This window comes from Mesorhizobium sp. P2_D6 (assembly GCF_056404315.1).
In genome coordinates this window covers 46,022-59,804 of the sequence record NZ_JBFUEG010000003.1, presented here as the reverse complement: position 1 = coordinate 59,804, position 13,783 = coordinate 46,022, and the positions used below count along the sequence as shown (strand labels likewise).

Annotated in this window: 13 protein-coding genes; 9 read left to right on the top strand and 4 right to left on the bottom strand. The window is 62.3% G+C overall.

All coding sequences use genetic code 11. The annotated features are described in order from the left end of the window. Position 1: 1 nt before the first annotated feature. Both AC1D1L_RS06635 and AC1D1L_RS06630 read right to left on the bottom strand, forming a co-directional pair. Entirely contained in the window at positions 2-682 is a 681-nt protein-coding gene (locus tag AC1D1L_RS06635) for a DsbA family oxidoreductase (protein WP_477339896.1), read from the bottom strand. Between the two features lie 100 nt (positions 683-782). Further along, on the bottom strand, positions 783-2,603 hold the full coding sequence (locus AC1D1L_RS06630; RefSeq protein ID WP_477339894.1) for an extracellular solute-binding protein: 1,821 nt from the start codon (positions 2,601-2,603) through the stop codon (positions 783-785). Between the two features lie 260 nt (positions 2,604-2,863). Between AC1D1L_RS06630 and AC1D1L_RS06625 the strand changes: the two genes are divergently transcribed. Continuing rightward, positions 2,864-3,493 (top strand): invasion associated locus B family protein, encoded by a 630-nt coding sequence (locus AC1D1L_RS06625; RefSeq protein ID WP_112561729.1) that lies wholly within the window; start codon positions 2,864-2,866, stop codon positions 3,491-3,493. 71 nt (positions 3,494-3,564) lie between these two features. Here AC1D1L_RS06625 and hspQ read toward each other — a convergent pair whose 3' ends face one another. Continuing rightward, positions 3,565-3,888, bottom strand: a complete 324-nt coding sequence (gene hspQ, locus AC1D1L_RS06620; RefSeq protein WP_023668971.1) for a heat shock protein HspQ — start codon at positions 3,886-3,888, stop codon at positions 3,565-3,567. 264 nt (positions 3,889-4,152) lie between these two features. After that, on the bottom strand, positions 4,153-5,361 hold the full coding sequence (locus AC1D1L_RS06615; RefSeq protein WP_477340729.1) for a UbiH/UbiF family hydroxylase: 1,209 nt from the start codon (positions 5,359-5,361) through the stop codon (positions 4,153-4,155). A 102-nt stretch (positions 5,362-5,463) separates the two neighbouring features. Here AC1D1L_RS06615 and AC1D1L_RS06610 point away from each other — a divergent pair, with 102 nt between their 5' ends. The 8 genes from AC1D1L_RS06610 (at position 5,464) to AC1D1L_RS06575 (ending at position 13,782) form a co-directional block, all read left to right on the top strand. Then, entirely contained in the window at positions 5,464-6,360 is an 897-nt protein-coding gene (locus AC1D1L_RS06610; RefSeq protein WP_477339892.1) for a DUF2182 domain-containing protein, read from the top strand. Between the two features lie 14 nt (positions 6,361-6,374). Next, the gene (locus tag AC1D1L_RS06605) at positions 6,375-6,989 is read left to right on the top strand and encodes a DUF1326 domain-containing protein (protein WP_477339890.1); all 615 of its coding nucleotides are present in this window, start codon (positions 6,375-6,377) and stop codon (positions 6,987-6,989) included. Next, positions 6,986-7,831 (top strand): phosphatidylcholine synthase, encoded by an 846-nt coding sequence (gene pcsA, locus AC1D1L_RS06600; RefSeq protein ID WP_477339888.1) that lies wholly within the window; start codon positions 6,986-6,988, stop codon positions 7,829-7,831. Before AC1D1L_RS06605 ends, pcsA begins: the two co-directional genes overlap by 4 nt. Before the next feature lie 20 nt (positions 7,832-7,851). Then, entirely contained in the window at positions 7,852-8,829 is a 978-nt protein-coding gene (locus tag AC1D1L_RS06595; protein WP_477339886.1) for a quinone oxidoreductase family protein, read from the top strand. A 215-nt stretch (positions 8,830-9,044) separates the two neighbouring features. Beyond that, positions 9,045-10,622, top strand: coding sequence for an ABC transporter ATP-binding protein (locus AC1D1L_RS06590; protein WP_477339884.1), 1,578 nt, complete (start codon positions 9,045-9,047; stop codon positions 10,620-10,622). Next, positions 10,619-11,743, top strand: coding sequence for an ABC transporter permease (locus tag AC1D1L_RS06585; RefSeq protein WP_477339882.1), 1,125 nt, complete (start codon positions 10,619-10,621; stop codon positions 11,741-11,743). Before AC1D1L_RS06590 ends, AC1D1L_RS06585 begins: the two co-directional genes overlap by 4 nt. Further along, positions 11,743-12,663 carry an ABC transporter permease gene (locus tag AC1D1L_RS06580; RefSeq protein WP_477339880.1) on the top strand — a complete coding sequence of 307 codons (921 nt, stop codon included), beginning with the start codon at positions 11,743-11,745 and terminating at the stop codon, positions 12,661-12,663. The genes AC1D1L_RS06585 and AC1D1L_RS06580 overlap by 1 nt, the downstream gene beginning before the upstream one ends. 51 nt (positions 12,664-12,714) lie before the next feature. Beyond that, positions 12,715-13,782 carry a BMP family ABC transporter substrate-binding protein gene (locus tag AC1D1L_RS06575; protein ID WP_477339878.1) on the top strand — a complete coding sequence of 356 codons (1,068 nt, stop codon included), beginning with the start codon at positions 12,715-12,717 and terminating at the stop codon, positions 13,780-13,782. Position 13,783 lies beyond the last annotated feature (1 nt).

Here is a 13,783-nt window from a genome sequence, read left to right as displayed (position 1 = left end):
CTTAGCCCACCTTTTCCAGCTCGCCCTTGGCCTTTGCGGCGGCGACCTGGCGGATGGCGTCGGCCAGCGTGTCGGCGTCCTGCGCGCCCATGACGGCGTATTTGCCTTCAAGCAGGAAGCACGGCACGCCGGTGATACCCATTCGCGATGCCGTGGCGATTTCCGTGCGCACCGCCTCGACGTCGGCGTCGGTCGGCAACAGCGTTTCGACCACGGCAGCGTCCATGCCCGCCTCGCGGGCGGCTTCGATCAGCACCGCGTGATCGCCGACATTGGCGCCTTCCTCGAAATACAATTGGAACAGCCGGCGCACCAAGCGGTTCTGCACGGCTTCGCCGGCTGCCCCGGCCCAGCGGATGACGCGATGCGCGTCCAGCGTGTTGGCGGCGACCTTGATGGCGTCGAAGGCGAAGTTGATCCCCTCGGCTTCGCCGAGCGGCTCGATGCGCGCATGCATCTGGCGGATACGCTCCTCGCTGCCGAACTTGGCCAGCATGTATTCACGCCGATCCTTGCCGTCTGGCGGAATGGTCGGGTCGAGCTGGAACGGCCGCCAGCGCACATGCACCTCAATGTCGCCGGCAGCGGCGATCGCCTTGTCGAGCCGCTCCTGGCCGATGAAGCACCAGGGGCAAACGGCATCGGAAACCACGTCGACGGTAATGGAATTGTCTTCGCTCATCTCGGATCTCCTGCCGCGAACACATCTTTGAGCATGATCTCTGGACAAAACGGCTTTCCGTTTGTCCTAGAAAACCGGTAACCACTTTTCGGAATCATGCTCAGTTCGCTTTGCGCCACCAGGTCGGCCATTGATAACCGAATATGGGCGTCTTTTTCGGATGGTCCAGATAATTCCAGTAAGCGAGCCATTGCTGCGCGTTGTACTGCATCGGCACCATATAGTTGCCGGAGATGAGCAATCGGTCGAGGACGCGCACCGCAGCGACGTAATCCTCCTTGGTCCGCGCTCTCAGCATCGCATCGATCGCAGCATCCACCGCCGGATCGGCGACGCCGGCCAGGTTGAACGAACCTTCCCTCTTGGCTTCTGAAGAACCCCAGCGAAAACTCTGCTCGATGCCGGGCGACAGCGAGTTGCTGAAACCGCTCGACCCGATCAGCACCTCGAAATCGAAACGCTGCTTGCGCGACTGGATCTGGTCGGCTTCGAGGCTGCGGATGGTCACCGTGATGCCGATCTTCTCCAGCGTGCGCTGATAGATGGCGGCAAAGCGTTCCTCGTCCTGCGAGGCGGTCAGGATTTCGAAACCGAAGGGGCTTCCTTTGGGATCCATCAGGACGCCGTCCTTGACGGCGTAGCCCTGGCTCTTCAGCAGGTCGAAAGCCACCTTCAGCACCTTCCGGTCCTGGCCCGTGCCGTCATTCACCGGCGGTCGCCAGGTGCCGTCCATGACATCGGCCGGCACGCGTCCGGGGTAGGGCGCCAGCAGCGCCTTCTCCCTGTCGGAGGCGGGATGGCCGAGCGCGGACAGTTCGGAATTCTGCCAATAGCTCATCGTGCGTGTGTATTTGCCGCCGAACAGGTTCTTGTTGGCCCATTCGAAGTCGTAGAGCATGCCGAGCGCGCGCCGCACCACCGGATTGGAAAACTTCTCCAGCCTGGTGTTGAACAGGAACCCGGTCACCACTGGCGGTATGCCAGTGTCGAAGGTCTCGGTGATCACCTCGCCACGGTGGAAGGCGGGAAAATCGATATCACGCTCGCGCTTGACCGGATCGCCCTCATCATAGATGGCGCAGATGCCTTTCTTGAACGCTTCCGTCTTGGCATTGGCGTTGAGGAAGTACTCGATGGTGATCTGGTCGTAATTGTCGAAGCCGCGCTTGGAGGGGAGGTTCTTGCCCCAGTAATTCGGGTTGCGCTTGAAGACGATGCGTTGGCCCGGCTGGATCTTGTCCACTGTGTAGGGCCCGCTGCCAATCACCGGCTTCAGCGTCGTCTTGTCGAACGTGTCCTTGTCGAAGGCATGCTTCGGGATGATCGGCGTCAGCGCGATAATCAGCGGCGTCTCGCGGTTGGCCTTGTCGTTGAAGGTAAAGCGCACGCTGTGATCGCCGGTCTTTTCGAGCTTGGCGATCAGGCTCATGCGATCCCTGTAAGGCGGGCGGCCCTTGTCGGTAAAGACATCGTAGGTGAACAGCACATCCTCCGGTGTCACCGGCTCGCCATCAGACCATTTTGCGTCAGGGTTGAGATGGAACTCTATCGACTTGCGCTCGGGATCCATGTCGGCGCTGTCGGCGAGCAGGCCATAGAGGCTGAAGGCCTCGTCATAATTGCGCGTCATCAACGGCTCGAAAACCAGGTTGCCGTAGTTGAGATCCATCATGCCACGCGCCGTGGTGCGCAGGCTCTTCAGAATGAACGGGTTGAGATTGTCGAAGCTGCCGACGACGCAATAGGTGATGTTGCCGCCCTTCGGCGCATCGGGATTGGCGTAGTCGAAATGGGTGTAGTCGGCCGGCAGCGCCGGATCGCCCTGCATGGCGATGGCATGTTTCGGCTCCGACATTGCGGGCTGAAGTGAAAAGGCGAGAAACGAGATCGCGGCGATCAGCCAAACAAGAACGCGGCCCATGACCGTCTCCTTACTGGGCGGCTTGATGATTCGGAGTGCACCCTAGCATGGCGCCGCCGCGCTCCGGCCAGATACGTCAGCCCAAATCGCACGACCCAAATGGCACAGCCAAGAATCGCAGGCGCCGGGCTGGATTCGGCTGCGCATGCGGTGTAACACGCGCTCCGAAGTCATCCTGTTGCCTCAATTCGGCAACAGGTAGCTGGACCACGCGGCGCGAAGAAGCCGGTTCCGGGATCATTTGAGAGGAAGTGCACGACATGACGAGCCTGAACAGCAACGCATACCGCCTTTCGGTCATTGCCGCGGGCGTGGTCGGCTTTCTGGGCGCCGGACTTCTCTCTGCTTCGGCACAACAGCAGCAGCAGATTCCGCAGGGCTGGTTCAAGGCCTGCACCAAGCAGGAAGACGTCGACATCTGCAATGTCCAGAACATCGTCACCGCCGGCAACGGCCAGCTGGTCACCGGCGTCAGCCTGATCGAGCTGAAGGGCAAGGTGAACCGCAAGGTGTTCCAGGTGACGGTTCCGACCGGACGTCTGGTGCCTCCCGGCATCGGCCTGCAGATCGACACCGGCAAGGCGCAGAAGCTCGATTATGTCATCTGCTTCCCTGATCGTTGCGTGGCCGAAGTGCCGCTGACCGACACGCTTGTCGCTTCCTTCAAGAAGGGCCAGGCGATCACGCTCACTTCGGTCAACTTCCAGAACCAGCCGAACCCGATCAAGGTTGCCTTGACCGGCTTCAGCGGCGCCTATGACGGCCCGCCGCTGCAGCAGTCCGATATCGAAGACCGGCAGAAGAAGCTTCAGGACTTCGTTGCCAAGAACAACCAGGATTTTGCCAAGAAGCTCAAGGACGAGCAGGACAAGGCCAAGGCCGCCAACTGATCTCGGGAAAATTCCAAAATACAAAAAGCGGGGCATTGCCCCGCTTTTTTGTTGCCCCGTTCAGGATGCGGTCAATGTCTCGACTGGCGTTTCGGCTCGTAGCGTCCGTCCGGCCGCTTGTCGAACATCTCGCCGATCTGCGGATGCCGGACCGGCTCGCCCGATTGATCCTCGAGCAGGTTCTGTTCGGACACATAGGCGATGTATTCGGTTTCCGAATTCTCGGCGAGCAGATGATAGAACGGCTGGTCCTTGCGCGGCCGCACATCGGCCGGGATCGCCTCGTACCATTCGTCGGTGTTGGCGAATTGCGGATCGACATCGAAAATGATGCCGCGAAACGGAAACAGCCTGTGGCGAACCACCTGTCCGATCGAGAATTTGGCTGTTTTCATCATACTCACCACTAAGCCCTGAAGCGCCCGGCGTCCCCTGGAATGCACGGCACACGCTCTAAGGCTTTGAATTTACACACGCCGTCACCAAAAATCGAGCCCGACTTTAGGGCTGGTATCCGACACTATCTGGCGCAGCCGGTGGTCCAATTCAATGCCGAAGCGCTTGACTCCTTGTGAAGCTACGGGCTAGCCCGGCTCAGGGTTTTCGGGCCAGGGCCTAAAATGTCTGACCGGCTGCTCTACATGATCCGGCACGGCATATTACCGCCGGACCTGTTTCCCTAAGCCGGTAAGCGCCGCAAAGCCGCTGCCTGGCCTCAAGCCCTCGCGCATGAAGAGGGCGCGCAATGGCGCGAAGCTGCCGAGCACATTGAGCCCGGCGCTGCGCGCCATCTGCGCCGGCAGCATGTCCGACAGCAGCGACATGTTGAGCAGATAGACCGCGCCACTGCGCGCCAGAATGTCGGGACGGCGTCTGAAATCGTAGGCTGCAAGCACCTTGGCCGCGCCAGGATCGTCGCGATTTTCACCAGCGATTCCAATCAGATCGTCGATGTCCCTGATCCCGAGATTGAGACCTTGTGCGCCGATCGGCGGAAACACATGCGCGGCCTCACCAACCAGCGCAACGCGGTTTTGAGCAAAGCGCCCCGGTGATGCCGCTGAAAGCGGGTAGATCTGCCGGCCGGGCTCGACCGACACCCGGCCCAGCATCGACTGCATCTGCTGTTCGACACGCTCGGAAAGTGTCACGTCGTCGAGTGCGGCAAGGTCTTTTGCCGTTTCCGGTTTCACCACCCAGACAAGGCTGGAGCGGTTGCCGGGCAGTGGCACCTGGGTGAACGGCCCGGTCTCGGTATGGAATTCTGTCGAGGTGAAGCCGTGTTCGCTGCGATGGCCGAAATTCAGCACCAGCGCTGCCTGCGGATAGGATCGCACCGACGCCGCTATGCCCGCCGCCTCGCGCGCCGGTGACAGGCGCCCATCGGCAGCGACCGCCAGCGCTGCAGAAATTTCGCGGCCATCCGCCAGAACGGCATGTGCCTCGTCGGCGTCCAGACGCCAGCCCTCAACCATCACCTTCAGCCATTCGATACCGGGATGCGCGACGACGGCCCTGGCCAGCGCCGGGTTGAGCGCGCTGTTGGGCAGGTTGAGCCCGAACTGCTCCTCGCCGATCTCCGTGGCACGAAAGGTGACCACCGGGCTGCGGATCAGCCGGCTTGTAGCATCGACGATGCGCATCACCTTCAGCGGCGCGGCCTTCGACGTGACTTCGGCCAGCACGCCCAGCCGATCGAGAACCTTGAGGGCAGGGTTCATCAGCGCCGTCGTCCGGCCATCGGGGCCGCCCGCCTCGGGTCCGATGAGAGTCACGGGAAATCCCGCCTCGGCAAAACCGAGCGCCGCGATCAGCCCTGCAGGGCCGCTGCCGGCAACCAGTATCCGTGCTGTCTCGCGATGATCCAAATTGGACTTCCAGTTTGCGATGCAGGTCCATCCTGTCTGTCCATGGATATAGGTCAGACCATGCGGCTTGATCAACGCGGCGATTAGGCTCATTCGATTGCCATGACCGGCCAGCAGGACGATTTCAGCCATCTCGACCGCGCCGGCCGCGCCACGGCAGGCCTTGCCCGCCATCCCCGGCTGACGGTCAACATCGCCATCGGCGGCGGCATTCTGCTCGCATGGTTCATTCTCGGCGCCATGGCGATCCGCGGCGCCGAAGGCCGGCTTCCCGGCGCCGGCGCACCGGGTGATGTGGTGTTGCGCTATCTGCCGCAGCTGCCGCTGCCGGATTTTCTCGACCGCTTCTTCGGCCTGTGCTTGACGCCCGCACCGCTCGATGCCGGCAGCGGCGCACAATTTCTGGCACTGATCGCCATGTGGTTCCTGATGGCCGTGGCGGCGATGCTGCCGTCGGCAGCGCCTATGATCCGCACCTATTGCGAAATCGCCGACACCGCCCGCATCAAGGGCGAACCGGTGGCCCACCCGCTCGCCCTGGTTGCCGGCTACCTCTGTACATGGCTGGTCGCCTCGGCCGGCTTTGCGGTGCTGACGTTGATCGTCCACACATTCGCCTCGTCCGGACGATTGCTCGATCCGGTGAGCGGCATTGCCGCTGCTGCCGCTTTGCTGGTGGCCGGCCTCTACCAGTTCAGCAGCCTCAAGCAGGCCTGCCTGACAAAATGCCGGAACCCGTTCTCGATCCTGTTTTCCAACTGGAGCGCTGAGCCCAGTCGCATTTTCCGGCTCGGGCTGGAGCAGGGCCTGTGGTGCCTGGGCTGTTGCTGGGCGCTGATGCTGGTGATGTTTGCCGTCGGCACCATGAACGTGTTCTGGACGGCGCTGATCGGCCTGGTCACTTTGATCGAAAAACAGACCACCGGCAGGGTTCCTACCCGGGTGGCCGGTGCGATACTGCTTGTCTGGGCAGTCGCCCTACTAGTAGTCTCGGCATGACGGGGGAAAATTCAATGGCAGAGCAAGGCTGGGCAATGAAAGGAGAGCTCGTACTCTCCTGCAATTGCACGGTTTTTTGCCCTTGCGTGCTGTCGCTTGGCAGCCATCCGCCGACAGAGGGCTATTGCCAGACATGGGCGGGTTTTCGTATCGATGCCGGCCATTTCGGCGAGGTCGACCTGTCCGGCCTCAATCTCGGACTGGTCATGGAAATTCCCGGCTATATGAGCCGCGGCAACTGGACCGCGGGTCTGTTCATCGACAAGCGCGCCTCGGTCTATGCGGCGAAGGCGTTGACGAAGGTTTTCACCGGCAAGGCCGGCGGAACCACATCGTTGCTCTGCATCCTTGTGGGAAAATTCCTTGGCGTCGAACAGGTGCCGATCACCTACGAGACGCGTGACAAGACCCGTATTTTCCAGATACCGAAGATCATCGACGGGGCGGTGACACCGATTCCCGGCAAGGATCGCGAGAAGGACACCGTGATCAGCAATTCGGAATACTGGATCGCGCCGGAGATCATCGTGGCCAGGTCCGACAAGAGCAAGATGCGTGCCTTCGGCCGCAACTGGAATTTCGCCGGCCGCTCGGCCGAAATCTGCAAGCTGGATTGGCGGGGCCCGTGAGCAAGAACACAACCGCCAGGAACGCCGCCAAAAAGATCACCGACCGGATTCCGAGGCCGAAGAAGAAGGTCACCTGGCCGCAGGCGCGTGCGTTCTCGGTGCATCTGCTCACAGCGTCGGGCTCGTTCCTGGCCTTCCTTTCGCTGGTGGCGGCGAGTGAGGAACGCTGGACGGCGATGTTCTGGTGGCTGGGTCTGGCGCTTTTCGTCGATGGTATCGACGGCCCGATCGCCCGAAAGCTCGAGGTCAAGGAGATCCTGCCGACCTGGTCGGGCGAACTCCTCGACAACATCATCGACTATGTCACGTATGTGCTGATCCCGGCCTTCGCGCTCTACCAGCGCGGCTTCATGGGGGAGCGGCTGTCGTTCCTGTCGGCGGCCATCATCGTCGTGTCCAGCGCCATCTATTATGCCGACACCGGCATGAAGACGAAGGAGAACTTCTTCAAAGGGTTTCCGGTGGTCTGGAACATGGTGGTGTTCACGCTGTTCGTCATCGAGCCAGGGCAATGGGTGTCCTTTGGCGTCGTCGTGGCGGCCGGCATCCTGACCTTCGTGCCGATCAATTTCATCCATCCGGTGCGGGTGGTGCGGCTGCGGCCAATCAATCTCGGCATGACGCTACTGTGGTGCGCTTTCGGCGCGCTGGCGCTGGCGCAGGCAGGCCTTGCCGCCTTCTACGACCAGATCGGCGTTCTGGGCGAACAGGTCAGTATCTTCACCAAGGTCGGCATTACCGTCACCGGGCTTTACCTCGCCTGCATCGGCGGTATCATGCAGTTCTTCCCAAAGCTCGGCGCCAAGCCGCCAACAAAAGCGACTGACAGCAAGAAAACCTGACCCCGCAGGAAAGCCCGAAAATGTCCAAAGCGATCCGTATCCACGCCCATGGCGGTCCGGAAGTCCTGGCCTATGAGGATGCCGATCCGGGGCAGCCCGGCGCAGGGCAGATCCTGGTCAGGCACACGGCGATTGGCCTCAATTTCATCGATGTCTATCATCGCACCGGCCTCTATCCGCCACCTGGCGGCTTCCCGCTGATCCCGGGCGGCGAAGCGGCCGGCGTCGTGCTGGCGGTTGGCACGGGCGTCGACTGGCTGAAGCCGGGCGATCGCATCGCCTATGCCGTCAATGTCGGCGCCTATGCCGAACAGCGCGTCGTCGCCGCCGACCGCGTGGTCAAGGTGCCGGACGGCATCAGCGACGAGCAGGCCGCCGGCATGATGCTGAAAGGCATGACGGCGGAGTATCTCCTGCGTCGCACCTTCAAGGTGAAAGCGGGCGACACCATCCTGTTCCACGCCGCCGCCGGCGGCGTCGGCCTGATCCTGGGACAATGGGCGAAACATCTCGGCGCGACCGTCATCGGCACGGCAAGCTCGACTGACAAGATCGAGATCGCCAAGGCGCATGGCTTCGACCACGTCATCAACTACAGGGAGCAGGATTTCGTCGCCGGCGTCGCCGCCATCACCGGCGGCAAAAAATGCGACGTCGTCTACGATTCGGTCGGCAACGATACATTCCCTGCCTCGCTCGACTGCCTGAGGCCGCTCGGCATGTTCGTCGCTTTCGGGCAGTCCTCGGGGCCGATCCCGCCATTTTCAATGTCGCTCCTGGCGCAGAAGGGATCGCTGTTCGTCACCAGGCCGACGCTGTTCGTCTACAATGCAAAGCGCGAGGACCTCGAAGTTTCGGCTGCAGCACTCTTCGACGTGGTGCTGAGCGGCGCGGTCAAGATCCAGATCAACCAGCGCTATGCCCTGAAGGATGCCGGCAGGGCGCAGGCCGATCTCGAGGCCCGCAAGACGACGGGAACCACCATTCTGGTTCCCTAACGGGAATTTTCCCAGCTTTTCAGCGCTTTGCCGAGGTGCCGGGCGCTGTTTGCACGAAAACCGGTCGGTCAGTTTGTTGTGCGAAGCAGGCTTATTTTTACCCCTTGAGTTTCCGCTGAAATTCTTGAAGCTCTTTCAAGGTGGGTGCTGCTTTCGCACGAGAGCAGCCAGCGCATACCATGCTTTCGGGAACACAGAACATATCCGGAAACCGGATGGGAGGCACTGTGAGTGCAGATCATGATGGAGCGAACCTGCTTGAGGTTCGTGGCCTGACCAAGATATTCGGCACGCTGACTGCGTGCGATCATATCGACCTCAACATCGCCAAAGGCGAGATCCACGCGCTGCTCGGCGAAAACGGCGCCGGCAAGTCGACGCTGGTCAAGATGCTGTTCGGTTCGCTGGAGCCGAATTCCGGCGAGATCTTCTGGAACGGCGAGGCGGTTCGCATCACCAGCCCGGGCATGGCGAAGAAACTCGGCATCGGCATGGTGTTCCAGCACTTTTCGCTGTTCGAGGCACTGACCGCTGCCGAGAACATCGCGCTGTCGCTGGATGACGGTTCGCCGATCAGCTCGATCGCCGCCAAGGCGAGGGCGCTTTCCTTCAGCTACGGCCTGCCGCTCGATCCGGACTCGCTGGTCGGCGATCTCTCGGTCGGCGAACGCCAGCGCATCGAGATCATCCGCTGCCTGTTGCAGACGCCGCAGCTCATCATTCTCGACGAGCCGACCTCGGTGCTGACGCCGCAGGAAGCCGACAAACTGTTCGAGACGCTGGAACGCCTGCGCTCGGAGGGCAAATCCATCCTCTACATTTCGCATCGGCTGGAAGAGGTCAAACGCATTTGCGACCGCGCCACCGTGCTGCGTCACGGCAAGGTCGTCGGCCATTGCAATCCGCGCGAAGAGACCGCTTCGTCGCTGGCCCGCATGATGGTCGGCAACGAGGTGAAAGCCGTGGTGCGGGCGCCGGCCGAAGGCATCGAGACTGCCGCCCCGCTGCTCGAGATCCGCGCGCTTAGCCGCAAGCCGGCAACGCCGTTTTCGATCCCGCTGAAGAATATCAACCTCACTGTGCGCGCCGGCGAGGTGATCGGCATTGCCGGTGTCGCCGGCAACGGCCAGGGCGAGTTCTTCGAATCCGTCTCCGGCGAGGTGCTGCAGCAGGATGCCGCTTCCGTGCGCATCCGCGGCAGGGACGCCGGCGCGCTATCGATCACCGGCCGGCGGCTGATGGGGGCAGCCTTCGTGCCGGAAGAACGGCTCGGCCATGGTGCGGCGCCGCGCATGAAGCTTTCTGAGAACCTGCTGCTGTCGCGCCACGCCACCGACGGCAAGGTTTTTGTCGGCGCCGGCGGCGCAGTCAAAAGCGGTGCGGTCTATGCCGCCGCCCAACGCATCATCGTGGCGATGGACGTGCGCAAGAGCGCGCCCGATCCGGAAGCCGCAGCCCTTTCCGGCGGCAATCTGCAGAAATTCATCGTCGGCCGCGAGCTCGACCGCAGCCCGGCTGTCATGGTGGTCAACCAGCCGACATGGGGCGTCGACGCCGGTGCTGCCGCCCATATCCGCCAGGCGCTGATCGAACTTGCTCGCAGCGGCTCGGCGGTTCTGGTCATCAGCCAGGATCTCGACGAGCTGTTCGAGATTTCGGATGCGATCGCCGTCATGCACAATGGCGAGCTGTCGAAACCGCTGCCGATTGCCGAGGCCACGTTCGAAAAGATTGGCCTTTTGATGGGCGGCGCCGAGCCCGGCCACGCCGAACACACGCTGGAGACGGCATGATGCGCCTCGAACTCGTCAAACGCCCGCAGCGCTCGATGCTGTTTTCGGCGCTGTCGCCCTTCATCGCCTTCGGCCTGACGATGATTGCCGGCGCGATTCTGTTCGCGCTGCTCGGCGTCAACCCGTTGACGGCATTCCGGATCTATTTCATCGAGCCGGTCAGCCAAGTCTGGCAGCTGCATGAGTTGGCGATCAAGGCCGCACCTTTGATCCTGATCGCGGTCGGCCTGTCGGTCTGCTACAAGGCCAACATCTGGAACATCGGCGCCGAAGGCCAGTTTATCCTCGGCGGCATCTTCGGCTCGGCCATCCCGGTGCTGTTCCCTGGCTTCGAAGGCCCGCTCGTGCTGCCGCTGATGCTGTTGTTCGGCATGGTCGGTGGCGCTGCCTACGCAGCGATCCCGGCCCTGCTGAAGACACGCTTCGGCACCAACGAGATCCTGACCAGCCTGATGCTGGTCTATGTCGCCCAGCTCTTCCTCGACTGGCTGGTGCGCGGTCCCTGGCGCGATCCGCAGGGCCATGGCTTCCCGCAGACGATCCAGTTCAACGACTCGGCCGTTTTGCCGGAGCTGATGCCGGATGCCGGCCGCGCCAATTGGGGTTTTGTCTTCGCGCTTGTCGCCGCCGTTCTGATCTGGGTGCTGATGAGCCGCCTGCTCAAGGGTTTTGAGGTCCGCGTGCTCGGCTCCAGCCCGCGGGCAGGGCGCTTCGCCGGTTTCGGCCTCAACCGCATGGTCTTCTTCGCCTTCCTGCTGTCGGGGGCGCTGGCGGGGCTTGCCGGCATCTCGGAAGTCTCCGGCGCCATCGGCCAGCTGCAGCCGGTGATTTCGCCCGGCTACGGCTTCACCGCCATCATCGTCGCCTTCCTTGGCCGGCTGAACCCACTTGGCATTGTTGCCGCCGGCCTGGTGCTGGCGCTGACCTATCTCGGCGGCGAGGCGGTGCAGAGCGCGCTCGGCATCTCCGACAAGGTGGCGCGTGTGTTCCAGGGCATGCTTTTGTTCTTCGTCCTCGGTTGCGACACCCTCATCCACTACCGCCTTCGTCTCGTCGGCATGGCGCTGGCGAAGGGCGCTGCAAAACTCGATGCTGCGCCGAAGTTGAAGGAAGCCCGCTGATGGACATCACCGTCAACATCCTTTTGACCATCGCCACGGCGGCGACGCCGTTGCTGATCGCGGCCATCGGCGAACTGGTGGTCGAGCGCTCCGGTGTGCTCAACCTCGGCGTCGAAGGCATGATGATCATGGGCGCCGTCGGCGGCTTCGGCGCCGGCTATCTCACCGGATCGCCCTGGATCGGCCTGCTCGCGGCAATCGCCATGGGCGCGGTGTTCTCGCTGCTGTTTGCGGTGATGACGCTGTCGCTCGCCACCAACCAGGTGGCGACCGGCCTGTCGCTGACGCTGCTTGGCCTTGGCCTCTCCGGCATGATGGGCACCGGCTTTGTCGGCCAACCCGGTGAAAGACTGCCAAACCTATACGTTCCGGTGCTGACCGACATTCCTGTGGTGGGCAGGCTGCTGTTCGGCCAGGACCCGATCTTCTACATCTCGATCGCACTGACGGCGGCCGTCATGTGGTTCCTGTTCAAGACCCGCACCGGGCTGACGCTGCGCTCGATCGGCGACAGCCACACATCGGCGCATGCGCTCGGCATCAAGGTCATCCGCTATCGCTATCTCGCGGTGATCTTCGGCGGCGCCTGCGCCGGCCTTGCCGGCGGTCACCTGTCGCTGGTCTACACGCCGCAATGGGTGGAGAACATGACTGCCGGGCGCGGCTGGATCGCGCTGGCGCTGGTCGTGTTCGCCTCCTGGCGGCCGTGGCGGGTGCTGGCCGGCGCCTACATCTTCGGCGCGGTGTGGATCGGCCAGCTTCATGCACAGGCTTTTGGCATTCCGGTGCCTTCGCAGCTGCTTTCTTCTCTGCCCTATCTGGCAACCGTCGTGGTTCTCGTTCTAATCTCGCGCAACAAGCGTCTGACGATGATGAACACGCCGGCTTCCTTGGGGCAGCCATTCGTTCCGGATCGTTGACACCAAAAACAAACGGGAAAGCTCCAAGGCTAAACTCAGAGAGGTAACACAATGAAAAAACTGCTTATTGCGTTGATGACCACGACCGCCGCGATGTCACTGGCGGCGTCGGCGCAGGCTGCCGACAAACTGAAAGCGTGCTGGGTCTACACCGGCCCGATCGGCGATTTCGGCTATTCCTACCAGCATGACCAGGGCCGTCTCGAGGTGGAAAAGGCGCTCGGCGACAAGGTCGAAACCGCCTACCTCGAAAACGTCTCGGAGGGCCCCGACGCCGACCGCGCTTTCGAGCGTCTGGCGCGCGAGGGCTGCAAGATCATCTTCGGCACCTCCTTCGGCTTCATGGACCCGGAAGTGAAGGTCGCCAAGAAATTCCCTGAGGTGATGTTCGAGCACGCCACCGGCTACAAGACCGGTGACAATCTCGGCATCTACAATGCGCGCTTCTACGAAGGCCGCTATGTGCTCGGCCAGATCGCCGCCAAGGAATCGAAGGCAGGGGTTGCCGGCTACATTGTTTCCTTTCCGATCCCCGAAGTGGTGATGGGCATCAACTCCTTCATGCTCGGCGCGCAGTCGATCAACCCGAACTTCAAGGCCAAGATCGTCTGGGTGAACTCCTGGTTCGATCCGGGCAAGGAAGCCGACGCCGCCAAGGCGCTGTTTGACCAGGGCGCCGACATCGTCGTCCAGCACACCGATTCCACCGCTGCCTTGCAGGTGGCCGAGGAGCGCAAGCTGCACGGCTTCGGCCAGTCCTCCGACATGATCAAGTTCGCGCCGAACGCGCAGCTGACCTCGCTCACTGACGAATGGGGCCCGTACTACATCAGCCGCGTGCAGGCAGCACTCGACGGCACCTGGAAGCCCGACAATGTCTGGCTGGGCATCAAGGATGGCGCCGTCAAGCTGGCGCCCTTCACCAACATGCCGGACGATGTGAAGGCGATGGCCGAGGCGACCACGAAGAAGATCGCCGATGGTTGGAACCCCTTTACCGGACCGGTCGCCAAGCAGGACGGCACGCCTTGGCTCAAGGACGGCGAAGTCGCCGACGACGGCACGCTGCTCGGCATGAACTTCTATGTGAAGGGCGTCGACGACAAACTGCCGCAGTAAG

What these genes read in the sequence shown, in the direction of transcription:
- AC1D1L_RS06585 (WP_477339882.1), top strand. Translation starts at nt 10,619, where the DNA reads ATGATGCGCCTCGAACTCGTCAAACGCCCGCAGCGCTCGATGCTGTTT.
- AC1D1L_RS06575 (WP_477339878.1), top strand. Translation starts at nt 12,715, where the DNA reads ATGAAAAAACTGCTTATTGCGTTGATGACCACGACCGCCGCGATGTCA.
- AC1D1L_RS06630 (WP_477339894.1), bottom strand. Translation starts at nt 2,603, where the DNA reads ATGGGCCGCGTTCTTGTTTGGCTGATCGCCGCGATCTCGTTTCTCGCC.
- AC1D1L_RS06635 (WP_477339896.1), bottom strand. Translation starts at nt 682, where the DNA reads ATGAGCGAAGACAATTCCATTACCGTCGACGTGGTTTCCGATGCCGTT.
- AC1D1L_RS06625 (WP_112561729.1), top strand. Translation starts at nt 2,864, where the DNA reads ATGACGAGCCTGAACAGCAACGCATACCGCCTTTCGGTCATTGCCGCG.
- AC1D1L_RS06605 (WP_477339890.1), top strand. Translation starts at nt 6,375, where the DNA reads ATGGCAGAGCAAGGCTGGGCAATGAAAGGAGAGCTCGTACTCTCCTGC.
- AC1D1L_RS06590 (WP_477339884.1), top strand. Translation starts at nt 9,045, where the DNA reads ATGGGAGGCACTGTGAGTGCAGATCATGATGGAGCGAACCTGCTTGAG.
- AC1D1L_RS06610 (WP_477339892.1), top strand. Translation starts at nt 5,464, where the DNA reads ATGACCGGCCAGCAGGACGATTTCAGCCATCTCGACCGCGCCGGCCGC.
- AC1D1L_RS06580 (WP_477339880.1), top strand. Translation starts at nt 11,743, where the DNA reads ATGGACATCACCGTCAACATCCTTTTGACCATCGCCACGGCGGCGACG.
- hspQ (WP_023668971.1), bottom strand. Translation starts at nt 3,888, where the DNA reads ATGAAAACAGCCAAATTCTCGATCGGACAGGTGGTTCGCCACAGGCTG.
- AC1D1L_RS06595 (WP_477339886.1), top strand. Translation starts at nt 7,852, where the DNA reads ATGTCCAAAGCGATCCGTATCCACGCCCATGGCGGTCCGGAAGTCCTG.